Source organism: Mucilaginibacter panaciglaebae, assembly GCF_039539265.1.
In the GTDB taxonomy this organism is placed as follows: Bacteria; Bacteroidota; Bacteroidia; order Sphingobacteriales; family Sphingobacteriaceae; genus Mucilaginibacter; species Mucilaginibacter panaciglaebae.
In genome coordinates this window covers 86,368-107,148 of sequence record NZ_BAABCV010000001.1, presented here as the reverse complement: position 1 = coordinate 107,148, position 20,781 = coordinate 86,368, and the positions used below count along the sequence as shown (strand labels likewise).

The following is a 20,781-nucleotide window of genomic DNA, read 5'->3' as shown; positions in this document are numbered from 1 at the left end:
ATATGAAGAACGGATCAGGTCGCCGCGGGTTCCTCAGGAATTTAGGTGTAGGGGGGATGGCTGCAATTTTGCCGGTTGGCCGCTTGAAAGCTGCTGAGAGAATATCGGCAGATGAAAATACTTCAGCCGCTGTCGTACCGGGTAAACGTAAATACAATGCGCCTTATAGCGGTCAGTATTTAAATCGTGTTGCCTTTCCAATAGGAGGCATCGGAGCTGGTATGTTTTGCCTGGAAGGTACTGGTGCGTTATCGCACATGTCGGTGCGTAATAATCCGGACGTATTCAATGAACCCGCCATGTTTGCGGCCATCAGCATAAAAGGTGTACCCAATGGCGCCAAAGTGTTAGAGGCAAAGGTTCCAACCTGGAAAAAATTTGGTAATCGCGATGCAGGCTTAGGTGGTACTGGTGGTGCTACCTGGGGGCTGGCGCGTTTTGAATCGGCGGAGTTTGCTGCCCGTTTTCCGTTTGCTGATATTACCTTGTTTGATAAAGATATTCCTCTGCATGTCGACATAAAAGGCTGGAGTCCGTTCATTCCTACAGATGCCGATAGTGCAAGTTTGCCGGTGGGTGGGCTGGAATATCATTTCAAAAATACCAGCGCTAAATCACATGATTGTATTTTCTCCTACAATAGCCGCAACTTTATGGAGCAGCCGGGTACCAAAAACGAGGTAAAAGCTATAAAAAATGGCTTTGTGCTTTCGGCTGATGGCACTAAGGAAGATCCGCAGAAACAAGGCGATTTTGCCATTTATACCGATGATGCGACTACAGTTGTAGATCATTGCTGGTTTAGGGGTGGCTGGTTTGATGGTTTGACGATGGCCTGGAAAGGTATTCAAAATCATGAGATAAAAAGCAATCCGGCGGTAGATGCCGGCGCGCCTGGAGCGTCACTTTTTGTGCCATTCACCCTAAAACCGGGTCAGGAGAAGACTATCCGTCTGATGATGGCGTGGTATGTGCCAAATACCAAGTTGCGTATGGGCGAGGTTGACCCGGCTGATAAAGCAAAAGTTGAGGCCGATCCTCTTTTAAAATATCATAAACCCTGGTATAGCAGTAAGTTCAAAAATATTGAAGAAGTGGCCGATTTCTGGACAAGCAATTATGCTGATCTTCGTAAAAAAACGAAGCTGTTTACCGACACATTTTACAAAAGCACGCTGCCGCCCGAGGTTACAGAGGCGATAGCGGCTAACCTTACTATTCTAAAATCGACCACCGTATTGAGACAGTACGACGGCCGCTTTTGGTGCTGGGAGGGTACAGGAGATACCTGGGGCAGTTGTCATGGTTCATGCACCCACGTATGGAACTATGCGCAAGCTGTGTCACATCTATTCCCTACTTTAGAGCGTAGCCTGCGCGATACAGAGTTTAATGAGAGCCAGAATGCAGAAGGCCACCAGATGTTTCGCTCTAATTTGCCGATAACACGCGTGGTACATAACTTTCACGCCGCGTCCGACGGGCAATTGGGGGGGATCATGAAAGTGCATCGCGAATGGCGGATTAGCGGCGATACGGAATGGCTGAGATCAATCTATCCGAAGGTACAGACCAGCCTTGATTATTGTATTAAAACCTGGGATCCGAAAGGTAATGGCGTTATTCAGGAACCGCATCATAATACTTATGATATTGAGTTTTGGGGGCCGACAGGCTTTGCTACCAGTTTTTACCTGGGTGCGCTAAACTCGCTTATCACCATGGGCAAGCATTTGGGTAAAGACGTAACCCGCTATGAGACACTATATGTTAAGGGCAAAAAATACATGGAAAGCGAGCTCTATAACGGTGAGTATTTTCAACAAAAAATAGAATGGAAAGAGCTACAGGCACCTGATCCGACAAAAGTACAGTCATTTGCTACAGGTTATACGCCAGAGGCCAGAGCGGTATTGGAAAAAGAAGGCCCGAAATACCAGTATGGTACAGGTGTATTATCTGATGGTGTGATGGGGGGATGGTTATCAAGAATGTGTGGTTTGGGAGATCCATTGGATAAAACTAAAACCCGAAATCATTTAAGCGCTGTACACCGTTATAACTTTAAAACTAACCTGCATGAACATTCAAACCCGCAACGCCCTACCTATGCCATTGGCGATGAAGGTGGTTTGTTGTTGTGTTCATGGCCAAAAGGTGGTATGCTTTCATTGCCATTTGTTTATAGTAACGAAGTATGGACAGGTATTGAGTACCAGGTAGCCTCGCACCTGATGTTGATGGGCGAAGTTCAAAAAGGACTCGACATTGTTCGTGCCTGCCGGGACAGATATAACGGCGAAGTGCGTAATCCGTTTAACGAATATGAATGCGGCCATTGGTATGCCCGCGCTATGTCAAGCTATGGTATGATAGAAGGGCTTACCGGTGTACGTTATGACGCTATAGACAAAGACCTGCATATCGACTCACGAATCGGCGATTTTACCAGTTTTCTATCAACCGCTACCGGTTTTGGTACGGTGACCTTAAAAGCAGGCATCCCGCATCTGGATGTAGTATATGGTGAGATACCGGTTAATAAAGTGATCGTTTCGGGTGTGACTAAAAAATTGGGATAATATCCACAAATGCTACTTATGAAAATTACAGGAAAACAAATTATTGGATATTCAACTGCTGACAGTAAATCGGATACATTTAAAAGTTCAATAGCTATGGAGGATCATTCAGGTCCATACCTTTTTGGCGAAGCGACGGCCGCTAATGTTGACGAAGCTGCTAAAAAAGCAAACGCTGCTTTTAGAACTTACAAGCTGTTACCCGCTGCCGACAAAGTTGAATTTTTAGAAACCATTGCAGCCGAGATTAACGGCATTCGTGAGACGCTGGTTAATATAGCGATGCAGGAAACACATCTGCCGCAACCACGTTTGAACGGCGAGATAGACAGAACCATTAATCAGATCAATCTTTTCGCTAACTTATTAAACGAAGGCTCTTGGGTAAATGCCATCATTGACAAGGCCATGCCTGATCGTCAACCTTTACCAAAGCCTCATATTTGCCAAATGCAACGGCCTTTAGGCCCGGTTGCGGTATTTGGCGCAAGTAACTTCCCCTTTGCGTTCTCAGTTGCCGGTGGCGATACGATATCTGCCTTAGCTGCGGGCTGCCCGGTAGTTTACAAAGCGCACTTTGGACATCCGGTAACTTCAGAGCTTGTAGGTAAGTGCATTGCCGAAGCTGCAAAGAAAACAGGTATGCCTGATGGCGTTTTCTCTTTACTGCAAGGCAAAACTACAGAAGGCGGCCAGGCTTTGGTAAATCATCCATTGATTAAGGCAGTTGGCTTTACGGGTTCATTGCGTGGGGGCAGAGCACTATTTGACTCGGGAGTTAAACGCGAAGAGCCTATCCCGGTTTATGCCGAAATGGGTAGTGTAAATCCGGTGTTTTTATTGCCGGGCAAGTTGAAAGACGATCCGGAAGGATTGGCCAGGTCTTTGGTTGCATCGAATATTTTAGGCGTAGGCCAGTTCTGCACTAATCCCGGTGTGATCTTGATGCTCAGGGGCAATGACACAGACAGATTTCTGAAACAATATGCCGAGTCGTTAACAGCCGCAAACGGTGGCTTAATGCTGACAGATGCTATTTATGGAGCCTATTGTAAAAGTATTACCGGGTTAGAATCTTTACCATCCTTAAAGTCACTGGGTAAAGGTGTTTCAAACGCCAACCACGCTATTCCGGAAGCTTTTTCTGTTTCAGGAGCGGATTTTTTGAAAGAAAAGTCGCTGTTTGAGGAACATTTCGGTCCGGTAGCTTTACTTGTTGTTGCTGATGATGAACAGCAGTTATTAGAAATAGCTGAAAATATTCCCGGCCAGATCACTAACAGCGTTTGGGCTAATCAGGCCGATGTATCAGCTTATAAAGAATTATTCGATATACTGGAAGAAAAAGCAGGCCGGGTAATGATTAACAACGTGCCTACAGGGGTGGAAGTTACCCATGCTATGCAGCACGGCGGACCGTATCCTGCTACTACCGATAGCCGCACAACTTCGGTGGGTTCTCAGGCAATTTATCGTTTTGTAAGACCAGTTTGTTATCAGAATTTCCCGCAGGAACTGTTACCTCCCGAACTGCAGGACAGTAATCCGTTAAACATTTGGCGCAAGGTCGACGGTCAATTAACCAGGGACACCCTGGCTTAAACATTTATTATGCGAACTATAACTTTAAAAATACATCCCAAAGATAACATTGAGGTAGCGCTTGCCGATTTAAAGGCAGGTGATACTATATCTTCAGGAGATAGGCAGATCACTTTATTGGGTGACGTGACTGCCAAACATAAATTTGCGCTGCAGGATCTTAATCCCGGTGATGACGTGCTGATGTATGGTGTATTGGTGGGTAAGGCAGTGTTACCCATAAAAATCGGCGAACCGGTGACTACCAACAATATTAAACATGCGTCAGGCGAATACGAGCTGCGCGAGCGTAAAACCGATTGGCTGATGCCTGATCTATCTGCCTGGAAAGACCGTACTTTTGTGGGTTATCATCGTGCCGATGGTTCGGTAGGAGTAGCCAATTACTGGCTCGTTATACCGCTGGTATTCTGTGAGAATCGCAATGTCCAGGTTATACAAGACGCTTTTGCGAAAGAACTGGGTTACCAAACTGATATTTCTCCGGAACGGGATCATGTAAAGCAATTGATCCAATTATATCGTGAAGGAAAAAATGCGGACGAAATTTTAGATGCTGATTTAAATACACGCGGCGGTCTGAAAGCCAGGGATGAAAAGATATTCCCTAATGTAGATGGTATCAAATTTTTGAACCATTCGTTAGGTTGCGCAGGTATTAAAGAAGACACCCGTGGCTTATGCGGCTTGCTTGCCGGATATATTACCCATGCTAACGTCGCGGGAGCTACTGTGCTGAGCTTAGGTTGCCAAAACGCGCAGATAGATATGCTAAAGGAGGAGATCTATAAACGCGATCCTAATTTCTCTAAGCCGTTATACCTGCTTGAACAACAACAGATCGGCAGTGAAACCGAATTACTGAATCAAGCTATCAAGAAAACATTTACAGGTTTAATTGAAGCGAATAAAAACACCCGGAAACCTGCTCCATTAAGCAAACTCTGTGTAGGCTTAGAGTGCGGTGGTTCTGATGGATTTTCGGGCATATCGGCTAATCCATCGCTGGGTCATGCCTCCGATATCATAGTGGGGCTGGGTGGCTCCGTTATTCTCTCAGAATTTCCTGAGCTGTGCGGCGTTGAACAGGAGTTGAGCGATCGTTGCGTTGATGATGAAACTGCAGGTAGATTTATCCATTTAATGCGCACTTATCATGACAGAGCTAAGGCTTTAGGTTCAGGATTTGACTCTAACCCTTCAGCCGGTAATGTACGCGATGGTCTGATAACCGATGCCATTAAATCGGCTGGTGCTGCAAAAAAAGGCGGTACATCGCCGGTGGCAGATGTGTTGGACTACCCTGAAAAAGTTAGGAAGCCAGGCCTTACATTGTTATGCACCCCGGGTAGCGATGTAGAATCTACCACTGCTGAAGTAGGTTCGGGGGCAACTATTGTTGTATTTACTACCGGTTTGGGTACGCCTACCGGTAACCCGATCACGCCGGTAGTGAAAGTATCAACCAATACCAGGCTATACAATAAAATGACGGACATCATTGACATTGATGCAGGTACTGTGATCAGCGGCGATGAGACCATTAACCAAGCTGGCGAACGTATTCTGGAGCATATTATTCGCATAGCCAGCGGCGAGGAAAAAGCCAAGGCTGTTGCTGGGGGACATGACGATTTTATACCATGGAAAAGAGGTATATCTCTTTAAAATTGATACCAATGAAATTATACAAAACAACAAAAGGCATTTTTTTACAGGATGATAAAACGGTTTATCAACTCAATTATCAATGGGACGAATTAGTAAACCGCGATAGTTTACATAGCTTTTTAGCAGCTGCAACTCAATCGGCAACTAAAGTAAGCGGCGATAACTGGCAAGATGGCTTATTACCCCCGATACAAAACCAGGAAATTTGGGCTGCGGGGGTAACTTACCTGCAAAGCCGTGACGCCAGGGTAGAGGAGTCGCAGTCGTCAGGCGGATCTGATCTTTATAAAAGGGTTTATGATGCCGAGCGCCCGGAGATATTTTTTAAGTCGACAGCAGCTCGTGCAGTTGGCCATGGTCAGCATATCAGCATCCGCAAGGATTCTACCTGGAATGTGCCGGAGCCTGAATTGACTTTGTTTGCAAATAGCAATGGCGATATTCAAGGATACACAGTTGGTAATGATATGAGCTCGCGCAGTATTGAAGGCGAAAATGCCCTATATCTGCCCCAGGCGAAAACTTATGATAAGAGCGCAGCTATTGGCCCATGCCTGGCCGTATTGCCTGCGCCGATAAACAGAGAGACTGTTATAAGCATTGTTATAAAACGTAGTAATGAAGCGGTTTATAATGATCAAACACCACTCTCAAGGATGAAACGTTCATTAGAAGAGCTGGCTGGTTTCTTGTTTAGAGAGCTGACATTCGTTCATGGTGTTTATTTGATGACCGGTACTTGCTTGGTGCCTCCCAATGATTTTACATTGACTCCCGGCGATGTTGTTGAGATCACTATTGAGGGAATTGGTACCCTGACTAACATTGTAGCCTATAACTAATAAGTTAAATTTTAATTATCACCTTATAAACCTAAAATGATGAGCAATAAATTAAAATTGAATTATGCAGCAATAGCATTTGCTGTAATCTTTGCATCATGCCAGTCGAATAGTAAAACAGAGACCACTGAAAGCGACACCACAACAAGCTATAAACGCGGAACATACGGATATGATCTTGATTTCCTTAAAAAGAACGATAGTGTATTTGTATTAAAAAGTGCGGATGGCGCGGCGCAAGTTATCGTATCGGCAAAATATCAGGGTAAAGTATTTACGTCGACCGCCGAGGGCCTTGAAGGGCGTAGCTTTGGTTGGATAAACTATAAAACCTTTAAAGCTGATACCGACTCACACATGAATGCCTACGGCGGCGAGAATCGTTTATGGCTGGGCCCGGAGGGAGGCAAGTTTTCCTTGTTCTTTAAGCCGGGTGCCAAAATGGCTTTCCCGGATTGGCATACGCCAAAAGCCTTTGATACAGAAAGCTGGAAAATAATATCTGCCGATGATAAAAAGGTGGCCATGAGCAAGGATATGGATCTGCAAAACTACGCAGGTACACAATTAAAGATCAAGGTTGATCGGGATATAACCTTGTTGGATAACGCTGGTATCGAAAGCGCTTTAGGCATCAAATTAACTCCTGAAACAAAAGCCGTGGGTTTTCAGGCTGATAACACGCTGACCAACGCCGGGAATATGGAATGGACGCAAACAACAGGTGCGCCATGTATGTGGAACCTGGATATGTTTACGCCATCGCCGAAGGTGGTTATCATTATCCCATATAACAATGCCAAAACCGAAAAGGTGGCTACTACCGATTATTTCGGACAGATACCTGCAGACAGAATAGTTTATAAAAACAACGTGCTTTATTTTAAAGCCGACGGTAAAATGCGCGGTAAACTGGGTATTACGCCTAAAAGAGCTATGCCGGTTATCGGTAGTTATGACGCTACTAATAACGTGTTAACTATTGCCAAGTTCGACGTTGATAACAAGGGCCTTTACCTGAACCAGGAATGGCGCACAGACCGTGAGCCATTAAGCGGCGATGCAGTGAATGCCTATAACGACGGTCCGCTTGCTGACGGCAGCCAGATGGGGCCATTTTATGAAATTGAGAGTGTTTCGCCAGCCGCTTTCCTTAAACCGGGAGCCAAGCTGCAGCATCAACATAAAGTGTTTCATTTTACCGGTGATAAGGCGGCTTTAAACACTATTGCTCAAAAAGTATTGGGCGTAAGCTTAGCCGATGCAGAGTCTGTGTTTAAATAAATTGTGCGGATATGCTGATGTGCAAATAAGTAAATAAATACAATAAAGGCCGATGATCTCACCGGCCTTTATTGTAAAGCCTGTTAAGGCGTTTACACATCTACAAGTGCATCACGTGTACAGTGTATGATTTAGCGTATTGCAAAGGCGTAATTTTGAGTAATGATTTAAACTGCCTGTTAAAATTTGACAGGTTGTTAAAACCGCACTCGTAACAGATTTGCGATACCGATTTTTGATTTTCTATCAATAATTTGCAAGCATACCCGATTCTTATTTCCAGTAAAAACTGCCAGTAAGTTTTAAGGGTCCGCGTTTTAAAATACCGACAAAACGAGTTAGGGCTTAAGCTGGCAGCTTCGGCAGCTTCTTTAATAGATATATTATTTTTAAAGTTGTTGAAAGTATAAGTGTAAATGAGGTTGATCTTATCAGTAGTAGTTAAATCATAAGTTTTATTGAAGCCTGGTGTGGCCAGCAATGTGTATTCGCCGCTACGGCTTATGACGTCCAATATCCCCAGCAAAAATTCAATGCGCTTAGGGCCGGTTACATGTAAATTGTCTTCCATAGCCTTGATCACATAATCGCGGGTTTCGCCGGTTATCTGCAAACCACGTTTAGCCAAGTCAAGCATTTCTTTGATCAGCCTTAACTCAGGCAACTGCATAAACCCGATGCCCCAAAAATCATCCCTAAAGTGTATGGCTATAGCTTCAATATTTAATGTGGGGATATTTTTAAAGTAAATTGAATCGCTGCGCCACATGTGCGGCAGGTTTGAGCCAAGCAGTATCAGGTCGCCATTCTCAAACGGAGCCATGCTATCACCAACCAGCCTCACCCCGGTACCTTTGCGAATATAGGTCAATTCAATTTCAGGGTGATAATGCCAGTGGTTATATAGGAATGGATAGATATCCTCCCTGATACTGAAGGAATTATTACCGCTATCGACTTTTCTTAATATAGGTTTCATGGCTTACTCACTATCTAATTTTCACTTGGTCGAAGTAACTGCGGCCACCAAACAGCAAAGAAGGAGCTTTTATTGCCATTGCCTGCAGATGCATAGTCACATAAGGTAATCTCGACTGGACCTTTCGCAGCTTCAGTGTACGATTCGGGGATGAATTTAGCTTTGCAAAGTAATAGGATGTCATCGCCGATGTTATTTGTCAAGTCGGTAAGTGCAATGTAGCCGTTCCTGTCAGCAAGCGGTCGCATAACCGCAGATATATTCGTGCCCTCAAAACGAGTGTCGCGAGCGAGAACTATCGGCCCACGCATAATGGCAGCGCTTTGTAAAGCGGTACCTGTTTGAATTACCCGCCCCCGCATGTCCAGCTGTAAAGTTATTTTGTCGCCGGTTTTCCAGGTGCGTTTTATTTTGGTGTAGCGCCCAGGTTGTATACCGGTTATTTCTACACCGTTGACGCTGAGTTTGGTTTTAGCGCTCCAAGCCGGGATGCGAATGTTTATAGCCATATCCTCCGTTTTTGGAAGATTGACTTCGATATTAATAAAGCCTGATTTCGGATAGTCTGTGTGCTGACTTAATATTATAGCCTGACTTTTAGGGGTTGTTAGTTTGAATACTCCATCTGCAAAGTAATTCAACTGTAATCCATCTATGTTTTCCATCGCCATAAATAGCGGGATGGCAAACAAGCCGCGCGGGCCGCTGGCTATACAGCAATTCAAACCCATGCCGCATTGCTCGCTGCCCGGCAGGCGTTCGCCGTTTAGAGGTGTATATTTAGCCCATTCCGCGCCGTGTTTGCTCATCGACCCCAACAGGGCGTTATAATAGGTACGTTCGGCTTCATCAGCATATTTAGCATCGCCGGTGAGGCGTAGCAATTGCTGGGTAAGCTTAAGCCAGGTGACGGTAACGCAAGTTTCCTGAAAATGATTGATGGGCGTGTTTTCCACCGCCTTGCCACCAAACCACATCTCGGTAGAAGCACCAGAACCGGCGATATCGATCTCGGTCTTTTTGATATTGTCCCATACATCTTCGACCGCCTGACGATAAGTTTTATTTCCGGTGATACGGTATAATTCCAACAGCCCCTCGTAACAAGACATCATCTCGTAAGCTTTCTGTCCCTGCTCGGGGCTATACCAATTCTTTGGCTTAGGAAAACGTTCGGCAACATTCACATTAGCTTTGCTGATTAATTGAGGGCCTTCGGGTGTTTCCCATTGACGTACAATCTCGTTGGCAAAATCCAGGTACTTTTTATTACCGGTACGGTTATATAATAAGCAAATAGGTTCTAATACCGATGACGCCGCCATGCCCCGGTAATTGCCTTTGGTTACTATGATGCCATCCTTTTTATTCAGATCGTTTATCAGGTTGTCGGCTAAGCGGGTAGCTGCAGTAAGGCTCTTTTTATCTTTGGTGATGTCGTAGTGAGCCAGTAAGCCCAGTATACAATATTTACGTCCCCATATGTCCCAGCCTTGTAACCGGTGTGTAGGAGCATAGTTACCAATATAGCCATCTGGTGTTTGTGTGGCAATGAGTCCCGCGGCAGCATGATCAAGCGTGACTTTTAGCCGCGGATCGGGATGATAGCGATAAGCCAGAGCGACCGAGGTAAACCATTTGCCCCAGAACTCGCTTTGCCATAAACTGGTCTCAGTTCGGTTTTCTAACTTGAAAGGTGCAATGAGCCGGTCGACATCCTGGACTAACAAACGGTTATCGATATCACTGTTTAATTTGTCTGCCAGATAACCATTTAGCTGTACAGACACGGCAGGCGACAATGCGTCGTTGATGGCTGGTTTTACGCTTTGACTAAAGCTTGCGCTATAGGCAAAACATAGCCAACACAGCATCGCATTAAATAACATGATTGATCCGTACCTTGCCATAATTGATTGCTTGTATTGAGTAACGCAAATATTACCGCTAAATTTATCATAATTATCAGTAATGAGCTAATTTAAGTCAATATTTGGCTTAATATGACCAACCTAATAATAAACCTGTATGAAAGTTAAACTAATCATTGCCTTGATGCTGGGATGCACGATTTCCATTAAAGCCCAGCAATCCAATACCAGCAACCATAACCGAGGCCGTTTTCAGCTTGGCGATGTGACCACCGACCCCGGTGTGCGCGACCCCTGCATGGCCAAAGAGGGCGACACCTACTATGTGTATTTTACAGGAGGCGGTATTCAGGTATGGGCATCAAAGGATATGAAGACCTGGACTAAGCTGCCGTCTGTGTTTTCCGTACCACCGGCCTGGGTAGCACAGAAGCTGCCGAGTTTTAGAGGTCTTGGTTTTTGGGCACCTGATCTGAGCTACCACAACGGACAATGGTATTTGTACTATGCCACATCTATTTTTGGCAAGAACACTTCAGTAATCGGTGTGGCTACCAATAAGACGCTGGATCCAAAATCTAAAGATTATAAGTGGGTGGACGGCGGTATGGTGATGCAGTCGGTAACCGGGCGAGATGATTGGAATGCCATTGACCCCAACCTGGCGATTGACGAAAACGGTACCCCATGGCTAAGCTTCGGCTCACACTGGAACGGCCTGAAAATGGTTAAGCTGAACCCCGACCTGAAGACTGTCGCCGAACCGCAGGAATGGTACACTATAGCCAGCCGTCCGCGCGATTATAAATACACTGATCCGGAGCCAGGCAACGGCGAGATCGAGGCGCCGTTTGTATTTAAAAAAGGCGACTATTATTACCTGTTCGCATCGTGGGATGCTTGTTGCTCGGGTCCAAAGAGCACTTACAACATCAGGGTAGGGCGGTCTAAGAAGATTACCGGGCCTTACCTGGACAAGGATGGTGCGGACATGGCCAAGGGGGGCGGTACGCTGGTATTAGGCGGTGACCCCGGACCTGAAAAGACTTTCTATGCCCGCGGCCATAACTCGGTCGAAACTTTTGACGGTGTCGATTACGTGGCTTATCATGCCTATACCACTACTTACGAACGTTTGGGTATTAACAAGCTAAACTGGGTTGATGGCTGGCCGGTAGCAGAAAAATAGATGCTGAAAATTCTTCGATAGTTAGGCCGGTATATGTTTCAAAGTGTTTCAGTAAAATGTGAAACACTTTGAAACAGTTGAAACACTTTTCCTATGTAAGTTGTTGTAAATAAAATAATTATGAAAAAGTAGTGAAACACTTTGAAACAGTAGTAATACTTTAGATAACAGTTGTTAATCCATTGTAAATTAACGTATTAATCTATTTTATTGCAATCGGGCAGGTTTTAAGGTGAAACACTTTAATACAAAGAATACTTAAATATAATTATCAAAAAAAGCCACTTGAACATTACGCTCAAAGGGCTTTTGTAATACCTATACGATTTATTATTTAGTTTTCTCAAAGTTAACCCAATCAACGGCAATATTGCCTTTGGCCTGGCGTGATGATTTGGCAAATACAAAATAAAGGTCATGCTTACCTTGTGGCGCAGTTATGGATGTGCTTTGCTCGGTGGCGGTTTTCTGGTCGGTCGGGGTGAAATTCAACGTGCTGATCACCGGGCCATCTGCTGTGTCAGCATGTACTTCGATGGTGCCTTTCAGTCCTTTAGAGTAGTAACTATAAGTTAGCTGGCCAATTCCTTTCAGATCGATGTCCTTGAGCATAAAGTAACTATTGTTATTAGATGCAAATATGACGTGGTTATAGTGGTCTATATTATCGAACTTATCAGCGCTTTCAGGTTTTACCTTAGCCGGACGCAGCACCAGCGATTCTGTCGTGGTTAACGGCGTGATGGCACCGCCTTTGTCAGTGTATGAAGCAGTTAAAATATACCTTCCTTCATTATTGTTCGCCACGTGCTCTTTCAGGCTTACGTTTCCTTGCGTTGGCAAAGAAGTAACAGGCTTGGTATCATTTAAGGTTAGAATATATTTAACAATCTCTGATGCGTCGTCTTTGCTGAATTGCGGGTGTGCGCTCATGGCATGTTCACCCCAAACGCCGTTACCGCCCTTAATGATCTTGGTTGACAGCTTATCTACGGCCTCCTTGTCGTCTTTATAACGTTTAGCTACCTCAACAAATGCGGGGCCCAGTACTTTGGTATTTACAGCGTGGCAAGCCTTGCAATCGCTCTTAGCCATTAATGATTTGCCATAGTTGTAGGTCGGCGTAATTTGCTGGTGACCCACCAGGTTTTGGCCATTCTCTACACGGGCAATATACTTAAGACGGACATTGGCTCTTTTTGGGTCAATGGTTTTATCCTCACGGTCTTTTATAGCTATGCTGTAGCCAAGCGTTTCTTCGCCCGGGAAAAAGAAGCTGCCGTTTCCGCTGGTGTTGATAGCAACCTGCGGTAAGGTATTGCCCACTTTAATTAGCTTAGTATCGGTCGAACTTTTTCCGGCTTTGTCGGTAACTTTCAACGTGACCTTATAAACACCGTTTTTGCGGAAAGTATAAACAGGGTGTTCAGCGGTCGAAATAAGGGTTTTACCATTCAAGGTCCATCTGTAGCTTAATTTATCATCAGCATCATAGTCATAGCTTTTTTGGTTTAGTGCCACTTTGTAAGGTACCAGGCCTATCGTGTCCTGTGTTGCAATTTTTGCTACAGGTGCACGGTTGCCGCCGTTATAATCTACACGAACCAGGCGGGCATCCGGGTTATCCAACCCGTAAGCCGAGCCATATTCTAAAACATACATCGAGCCCTCAGGTCCAAATTTTATGTCAATAGGCCGACGGAAATCACCGTTGGTTTCCATCAACTGATCTAAGGCCTTATAGTTCAGGTTGTCATCCATCCGTACGCCAAAGATCCAGCTGCGCATGTAATCGCCCACAAATAACACCTTGTCATAATAAGCGGGGAATTTGGTTTTAGACTTTAAGGCCGCATTGTAATGATAAACCGGCCCCCCAATAATACAGCGTCCGCCTTTACCGAGTTCCGGAAATTCTGGCGAAGTATCATATGGGAACCAAACCAGCGCTTTTGTAGCAGGCGGCAATATTTTTAAACCGGTATTGTTAGGTGAGGTATTTTCCGGCGCATTAACATCATAAAGCTCGCCAATTACTTTGGTGGTAAAATCAAATTTATTGTAAGGTTTACTGTCGCCCACAAAAAATGGCCAGCCAAAGTTGCCTGCTTTTTTTGCCTGATTTATCTCGTCATAACCACGCGGCCCTTGTTTGCCATTGGTGCCGGCATCCGGGCCTACCTCGCCCCAATACAAGGTAGATGTTTCTTTATCTACGGATATTCTGTACGGGTTACGGCAGCCCATTACGTAAATTTCGGGGCGTGTTTTGTCCATGCCCTTAGGAAAAAGGTTGCCGGCAGGTATGGTATAAGTACCATTTGGCTCAGGATGGATACGCAGCACTTTACCGCGCAGGTCATTGGTATTGCCGGCCGAACGTTCGGCATCAAAAGTATAGCGGCCTTCGCGCTGATCAATAGGAGCGTAGCCTTCAGATTCGAATGGAACGGTATTGTCGCCTGTAGATAGGTACAGGTTTTTATTTTTGTCCCAATCCATGCCACCACCAGAGTGGGCACTTACTTCAGCATCCAGCGGAACATCAAGCAAATCTTTCTCTGAAGCAAAGTTGAGCACATTGGTTTTACTGATAGTGAAGCGTGAAAGACGGTTCACCAGGCCGTCGCCTTTTGAGGTGGAGTAATAAAAGTAGATATAGTTATTAATGGCAAAGTCGGGATCAATAGTCATACCCAACATACCCTGCAATATTTTATCGACCGCTTTTACATCAAACCTGTGCACCAATTCGGTTTGTTTGGTTGACGGGGTGTAGGCAAAAAAGTTTCCTGATCGCTCAATAAAAAACACGCGTCCATCAGGCGCAACGGCCAATTCCATTGGCTCGTTGAGGTCATTGTATAAAATGGTTTTAACAAAGCGATTGTCCTCGGGCTTTTTTAGGGCCGGGTCGTCAATAATTCGGGCTATTGTTGTTTTTGCCGGTTTTTTTACAGCAGGCTTGCCGGGATGTATAGTATCAAAAGCAAATAATCCAGCCGAAACTGAAGCTGCAGCACATGCAGTTATAGCTGCCTTAAAGTATTTTACTTTACGCATGAAAGAGTTATTGTTAGGTTGTTAGATTACAAATGGTTATTCTTTACAAGTCTAACGTTTTACCGTTTAACATGCTATTAAAATTTATTTAATGTTTTCAACATTGTTGTGCCGCCAGTGGCAGAGATACACCCTAGTATAGTGTGAACGTTCGGGCATAGATTTTTCGTTTCGCTCAAGTTACCGCTGCGGTCGGAGATGGCTATATCATGTTATGAGTGGTTCTTAAAGCATCGCGGCAAAAGCCCTAGCGCTCACCCTTCAAGAGCGACACCCTATTCTATTTTTTTAGTTGTCATCCTGAGCGGCAGTGAAAGATCTTATAGGACCTATGACTCGCGTATAAGATCTCTCACCAGGTTCAAGAATGACGATGACTACCGGTGTTGAACCGGACTCATAGTTTATTTAGTTTTCATAGAATTGATCTTATACATAAAGGTTAACAAAAAGTAACGTCTTAAAATCTGGTTTTCGCCGCTGGTAATGGAATTGTTTGCGGCATAACGATAAACCATTGTGTTTTGATTCAGCAAGTCATACGCCGACAATTTGAACTGCGCCCGTTCTTTTTTCAGGAACATGTAGGTTATCGCGGGGTTCAATATATTGGCTGATCTTGAAAAACCGGCGGGTATTTGCGGGTTGTATCTGTACTCGTACTGAAAATCGAAAACAACATGCTTGGGCCAATTTATTGCTGCTGTGGTAATTACGGTGTGGCGCAGGGTGCTAACTGAAGGGTAATCTACGCCCCGGTAAGTGGTTATATTTTTTGACAGATTGTAGGTTAAATTCAAGTTAACAACGGATTTATAATTAACATTGGCGCTTGGTGCATCTGTAATGGAGTAATTGTACTGGGTGCCCTCATCGCCGTTAAAATAGAAAGATCGCTGATCGAAGCTTGTAGAAAGCCTGTTGCCCAGGGCAAATTTCCATATCTGCGATTTTTTGAATTGTTTTCCCTCATATATGCTGCCGCCTGCATACCAACCGCCATTTTTATTAGCATAAGTTGAGGTTATAAAACCATTATCATCCTTGGTTGAAACCTGGACAATATTATTAGTGGTTACTCCGGCGTAAGTGTTTAAGTAAATGTTAGATTGTTTATCGTTATTGTAGTTATAATAGTAGAAGTTTAAATGACGCTCAATGCCGGGTATTAAATTAGGGTTGCCGGTGTTTGTTTCGAGCGAACTCACCTGGCGGGTAATTGGTTGTATCTGGTAAACCTCCGGCGGATCGGCCATTTCCCAATAGCTTACAGAATAGTGCTTTTTAGCATTATAATAATTTACTTTTGGAAACAGGTAAGCATACCACCTGGTTTGTGTCGGAACATTTGCGTGATAGTTGTTAGTTATAGACTGGATCTCCAGGTCGGCAGCCAGCTGTAGCCTGCTTTTATTTTTGAAGTTAAAAGTTACGGTATTTTTCAGGTTTTCAATAAAATGGTCTCTTACGGTGTTATTACTTTGATCCGTCAGGAAATCATCATAAAAACTATCTGGACTTTTATTAAAAGTAGCTAGCTTGTTTGCAGTTTGATAGTACCTGGACTGTACAAACACCTCGTAGCTTACTACTGTAGTGAAGTCGTGGTTAAAGGCACTTGAAAGCTCGCCATAATAATTGCGCTGATTGCTGTTAGTATATCTATCCAGTACCGACGAGGGGACCGCCGATGTAAAAGACTCGAGATTGTTAAAATTATAATTGTTAGCCCCGCTATTTTTTATATCGGCTGTTTGAAAGATGGTAAGCGAGTTTTTTTGGTTGATTTTATAGTGATATACCAAACGGTCGTTAAATTCATTAACCTGGCTTACACCTGATGTTTTGCTGAACAGATCGCTGATTTTTGGTGTTTGTGTATTAAAGTTATTGGTTGTGCCACTGGCATCATTGCTGGTAGGCGAAATAGCTAACTGTGCATTGAATCTGAGATGCTGCAAAGTATCAGGGCTCCATTCAATCAATGTGCTTGCGATGTGCCTGCGCTGTCTTAACTGGTTAACTGCCGCATCCTTTGTGGTTAATAAGGTGTTATCGAGTTGCTGCTCATTGATTGATTTGCTATTATAATCTTTTACATAATTATAGTAAAAGTACATGAAGTTGGTTTTAAGCTTTTTGCCGTAATCATTGTTAATATTAATACCGGTAGATCGCATACGTTCAATGCCACCATCGCCGTTGCCGCCAAATGTGCCATCATATTGAACATTACCACCTGAACGGTTAAAACCGCCAAAGCCGGTCAGGTCAGCGTTTGAAAAGCCTGTGTGAGTTAGGTTATTGGTCAAACCTAAGACGCTTATCTGCAGCGTATCTCTGAACGAGCTAATAATCCCTCCGGCCTCATAACGGCCGCGTGTGCCTTCGCCGCCATATATCTTGCCTATGGTGCTTTTTTTGATCTTGTTTTTCAATTTCAGGTTAATGATCTTGTTAACCTCCATGTCTGTCAGTTTATGATCCGGATCTTCATCGCGGTCATCATAAACCTGTACTTTGTCAACCATATCGGCATCCAGGTTTTTAGTGCCGACGGTTGGGTCGTCACCAAAAAAACGTTTACCGTCAATTAAAAGTTTGCTCACGGATTTGCCATTAACCAATATAGAGCCGTCCATATTAACCTGCACGCCAGGAAGCAGTTTCAACAAGTCTTCCACAACGGCATTTGGCCTGGTTTTGAAAGCCTCAGTGTTAAATTCCAAAGTGTCTTTTCTTATCACTACAGGCGATCTTTCGCCTTTAATGACAACCTCTTTCAGTGATTTCGGATTTAAGAAGATCGATCCCAAATCTTTATTTTCTCCGGGCTTAAATACAAAGGTTTGCCTATGAGTGGCGTAGCCCATGGTTGATACGATCAACCTGGTTTCGGCACCGGCTGGTAATCCTGAAAGTTTGAAGGATCCGTTGTTTTGCGTTAATGTGTAGGAAATGAGTGACGTGTCTTTAGCATTGACGACGGCCACAGTAGCAAATTCGATGGGTGTTTTTGAAAGCGAATCAGTGATTTTTCCGCTGACAGACGCCTTGTTTTGAGCAAACGCGACAGACGAAAAAAGCGATAGGAGTGTACAAACAACTAGCTTGTTTATACTAAAGGCAGAGGTAATACGCATTAATTGTTAAGGTTTAGAAATAGTTTATAAAATTGTGATTTGGCTAAACTAAATAAATAGTTTTTAATATTTATCATCTAAAATGTTAAATAACGTTAATTGAGGCATGTTTTTATCTGTTCGGGTAAATGAAGCAAATGTTGCATTTGTGTTAGTTTTAAATATGGCGCAAGGTAATCCCCGATCATAGATTCATAAAATAAGTGAGATGGAGCCTAACAAAGCAGGGCGAATATCGCATAGGTAACAATCAGGCTACGTTAGTAGGTTAAGCTGTCGCCGGCTCATATATTTTTTATATTTGGGTACAAACCAATACCCTTTTTATAATGAGAAACCAGGTAAAAAACATTTTTAATGTTATAGTAATGGTTTTGCTGGCTACTACGGCAAGCAAGGCACAAACAACTCCTGACAATACCAAATACGTAAATACTTTCGTGGGTACCGAAGCTGTGACCGATTATAAACTATTAGGTTATGTGCCGCCCAAAAACTGGCGCCCATGGTCGGGATTGACTTTCCCGGGCAGCTCGTTACCTAACGCCATGGTTCAGGTTAGCCCGATGACCAAATATCAGCCGGCAGGCGCCGGGTATGAGTATGAAGATTCGACCATTGTATCATTTACCCATACCAACAAAGGCCACTGGAATTTTGGTAATGTGCCGGTGCTGCCTATGTCAAAACCAGGTGCAACAATAGGGTCAAAGTTCTCGCATAAAAATGAAAGCTCATCGCCCGGCTATTACCAGGTATACCTGGACGATTATGGTGTTAACGTTCAGCTAACATCGACATTAAGATGTGCTTATTATAAATTCAATTACAAGGATAAGCATGACCGGCAGGTGTTATTTGATCTGTCAAAAGCATTGAGCGGTGTTTCAAGCTGGGAAATAAACCAGGACGGCGATTATGCGGTTAAGGGTTTTCAGGGCGGAGAGAATATTTATTTCTATGCCATATTCAGTTCAAAAGTTAGCAGCATGGCAAACACCCATGCCACTACCACCAGAACGGTTAGAGGAAGAGAGATGAGTGCGCCGAGCGGTAATGCAATAGTGCATCTGGCAGACGACGGCAAAGAGCCGGTTTATCTGAAAATTGGTTTCTCGTTTGTAAGTACTGATAACGCCAAAATGAACCTGGAGAAGGAAGTAGGCAATAAATCGTTTGACATTGTTCGTAAGACAGCTCATGATACCTGGCAAAAGCTGCTGTCGACAATACAGGTGAAGGGTGGTACCGAAAAACAGAAAACCATGCTGTATTCTTGCCTGTACCGTTCTTTTCTTTGGCCGGTTTTGCGCAGCGATGTTAACGGTGATTTTACCGACATAAACCGCAAGGTGGTAAACACCGGCATTGATTATTACACCGAGCCGTCGCTTTGGGATACTTACCGCAATAAGGATGTCCTTTTGGAACTGGTGTCGCCTAATGTTACTTTGAATGTAATCAAATCACTGGAGGATAAAGGCGATAAGACGGGTTATATCCCAACTTTCTTTCATGGCGATCATGGGGCTTCTTCTATTGCCGGGGCATATCTGCGCGGAATAGACGGTTTTGATATCAAAGATACCTATAAGATACTATTGAATAACGCTAACGTGCCGCCAACCAGTCCGCGTGGCGGAGGCCGTCAGTATCTGGCGGAGTATTTGCAAAAAGGTTATATTTCTGATCCGGAAATTGAAAATGCGACAGAAACCGCTAAAGGCAAAGCTGGTGTATCAAAAACTTTAGAGTATTCGTACGATGATTATTCGATTGCGCAGATAGCTAAGAAACTGGGCGATACCGCTAATTACCGCCTTCTGATGGCACGGTCTAAGAATTACAAGAACGTATTCGATAAGTCGACCAACTTTATGCGTGGCCGTACAGAAGATGGCGGGTGGATAAAAAACTTTAATCCGCAATATCCTTATTACGAGTGGCAGTTTCGCGAGGCGAATGCCTGGCAGGTTTCATTCTTTGCGCCGCATGATATGCCGGGGCTGATTGCCCTGTATGGCGGACCGAAACAATTCGAGACTAAACTGGATTCGTTTTTTACTATTCCCTGGAATCCGCACTATATAGCACGTAATGTCGAAACTTTCATCGGCCAATATTGCCAAGGCAACCAGCCTGACCACGAAGCGCCGTTCTCTTACACGCTGATTGGCAAACCCGCAAAAACGCAGAAGGTGTTGGATAATATCCTGAATAACCTGTATGGCATGGGGCCGCGTGGCATAGAGCTGGCGGGCATGGATGACGCGGGGGAAATGTCGGCGTGGTATGTGTTTAGTTCGTTGGGATTATATCCGCTGTCGCCGACTGACCCTAAGTATATTGTTACTGCCCCGCTGTTTGATGAGGTAAGATGGCGCACCAGTAGCGGAAAATATATCACCATATCAAAACCCGGCAAGGGCAGGGCCATTACCTCTATAAAAGTAAATGGCAAAGTGAACAAAGATTACTATGTATCGCATGATCTGTTCAGGAATGGCGGTAATGTATTGATTGCGACAAAGTAGAAAAGAAAATGATGTCATTGC

Annotated in this window: 11 protein-coding genes; 7 read left to right on the top strand and 4 right to left on the bottom strand. The window is 44.2% G+C overall.

All coding sequences use genetic code 11. The features are described 5' to 3' along the window. The first annotated feature begins 2 nt into the window (after window positions 1-2). From ABD772_RS00495 to ABD772_RS00475, 5 genes are read left to right on the top strand one after another with little or no spacing between them, the layout of a single operon-like run. Window positions 3-2,582, top strand: coding sequence for a GH116 family glycosyl hydrolase (locus ABD772_RS00495; protein ID WP_345100234.1), 2,580 nt, complete (start codon window positions 3-5; stop codon window positions 2,580-2,582). Between the two features lie 18 nt (window positions 2,583-2,600). Beyond that, on the top strand, window positions 2,601-4,184 hold the full coding sequence (locus ABD772_RS00490) for an aldehyde dehydrogenase (NADP(+)) (protein ID WP_345100232.1): 1,584 nt from the start codon (window positions 2,601-2,603) through the stop codon (window positions 4,182-4,184). A 9-nt stretch (window positions 4,185-4,193) separates the two neighbouring features. After that, window positions 4,194-5,852, top strand: a complete 1,659-nt coding sequence (locus ABD772_RS00485) for a UxaA family hydrolase (RefSeq protein ID WP_345100230.1) — start codon at window positions 4,194-4,196, stop codon at window positions 5,850-5,852. 11 nt (window positions 5,853-5,863) lie between these two features. Beyond that, a complete protein-coding gene (locus ABD772_RS00480; RefSeq protein WP_345100228.1) occupies window positions 5,864-6,697 on the top strand; it encodes a fumarylacetoacetate hydrolase family protein in 834 nt (277 codons plus the stop codon). A 36-nt stretch (window positions 6,698-6,733) separates the two neighbouring features. Then, the gene (locus ABD772_RS00475; RefSeq protein ID WP_345100226.1) at window positions 6,734-7,981 is read left to right on the top strand and encodes a DUF6786 family protein; all 1,248 of its coding nucleotides are present in this window, start codon (window positions 6,734-6,736) and stop codon (window positions 7,979-7,981) included. A gap of 100 nt (window positions 7,982-8,081) precedes the next feature. Here the strand turns inward: ABD772_RS00475 and ABD772_RS00470 are convergent, their stop codons facing one another. Next, window positions 8,082-8,960, bottom strand: coding sequence for an AraC family transcriptional regulator (locus ABD772_RS00470; protein ID WP_345100224.1), 879 nt, complete (start codon window positions 8,958-8,960; stop codon window positions 8,082-8,084). 14 nt (window positions 8,961-8,974) lie between these two features. Next, a complete protein-coding gene (locus tag ABD772_RS00465; protein WP_345100222.1) occupies window positions 8,975-10,870 on the bottom strand; it encodes a glycoside hydrolase family 127 protein in 1,896 nt (631 codons plus the stop codon). 118 nt (window positions 10,871-10,988) lie between these two features. Between ABD772_RS00465 and ABD772_RS00460 the strand changes: the two genes are divergently transcribed. Then, the gene (locus ABD772_RS00460; protein WP_345100220.1) at window positions 10,989-12,020 is read left to right on the top strand and encodes an arabinan endo-1,5-alpha-L-arabinosidase; all 1,032 of its coding nucleotides are present in this window, start codon (window positions 10,989-10,991) and stop codon (window positions 12,018-12,020) included. A gap of 330 nt (window positions 12,021-12,350) precedes the next feature. Here the strand turns inward: ABD772_RS00460 and ABD772_RS00455 are convergent, their stop codons facing one another. Further along, window positions 12,351-15,083 carry a PQQ-dependent sugar dehydrogenase gene (locus tag ABD772_RS00455; RefSeq protein ID WP_345100218.1) on the bottom strand — a complete coding sequence of 911 codons (2,733 nt, stop codon included), beginning with the start codon at window positions 15,081-15,083 and terminating at the stop codon, window positions 12,351-12,353. Window positions 15,084-15,487: 404 nt separating this feature from the next. Then, window positions 15,488-18,226, bottom strand: a complete 2,739-nt coding sequence (locus ABD772_RS00450) for a carboxypeptidase regulatory-like domain-containing protein (protein WP_345100216.1) — start codon at window positions 18,224-18,226, stop codon at window positions 15,488-15,490. A 329-nt stretch (window positions 18,227-18,555) separates the two neighbouring features. Between ABD772_RS00450 and ABD772_RS00445 the strand changes: the two genes are divergently transcribed. After that, window positions 18,556-20,760, top strand: a complete 2,205-nt coding sequence (locus tag ABD772_RS00445) for a GH92 family glycosyl hydrolase (RefSeq protein ID WP_345100214.1) — start codon at window positions 18,556-18,558, stop codon at window positions 20,758-20,760. The last annotated feature ends 21 nt before the right edge of the window (window positions 20,761-20,781 follow it).

Excerpts from the sequence above, each read along its gene's own strand:
- ABD772_RS00455 (WP_345100218.1), bottom strand. The coding sequence starts at position 15,083 with ATGCGTAAAGTAAAATACTTTAAGGCAGCTATAACTGCATGTGCTGCA.
- ABD772_RS00465 (WP_345100222.1), bottom strand. The coding sequence starts at position 10,870 with ATGGCAAGGTACGGATCAATCATGTTATTTAATGCGATGCTGTGTTGG.
- ABD772_RS00475 (WP_345100226.1), top strand. The coding sequence starts at position 6,734 with ATGATGAGCAATAAATTAAAATTGAATTATGCAGCAATAGCATTTGCT.
- ABD772_RS00460 (WP_345100220.1), top strand. The coding sequence starts at position 10,989 with ATGAAAGTTAAACTAATCATTGCCTTGATGCTGGGATGCACGATTTCC.
- ABD772_RS00490 (WP_345100232.1), top strand. The coding sequence starts at position 2,601 with ATGAAAATTACAGGAAAACAAATTATTGGATATTCAACTGCTGACAGT.
- ABD772_RS00450 (WP_345100216.1), bottom strand. The coding sequence starts at position 18,226 with ATGCGTATTACCTCTGCCTTTAGTATAAACAAGCTAGTTGTTTGTACA.
- ABD772_RS00470 (WP_345100224.1), bottom strand. The coding sequence starts at position 8,960 with ATGAAACCTATATTAAGAAAAGTCGATAGCGGTAATAATTCCTTCAGT.
- ABD772_RS00485 (WP_345100230.1), top strand. The coding sequence starts at position 4,194 with ATGCGAACTATAACTTTAAAAATACATCCCAAAGATAACATTGAGGTA.
- ABD772_RS00445 (WP_345100214.1), top strand. The coding sequence starts at position 18,556 with ATGAGAAACCAGGTAAAAAACATTTTTAATGTTATAGTAATGGTTTTG.
- ABD772_RS00480 (WP_345100228.1), top strand. The coding sequence starts at position 5,864 with ATGAAATTATACAAAACAACAAAAGGCATTTTTTTACAGGATGATAAA.
- ABD772_RS00495 (WP_345100234.1), top strand. The coding sequence starts at position 3 with ATGAAGAACGGATCAGGTCGCCGCGGGTTCCTCAGGAATTTAGGTGTA.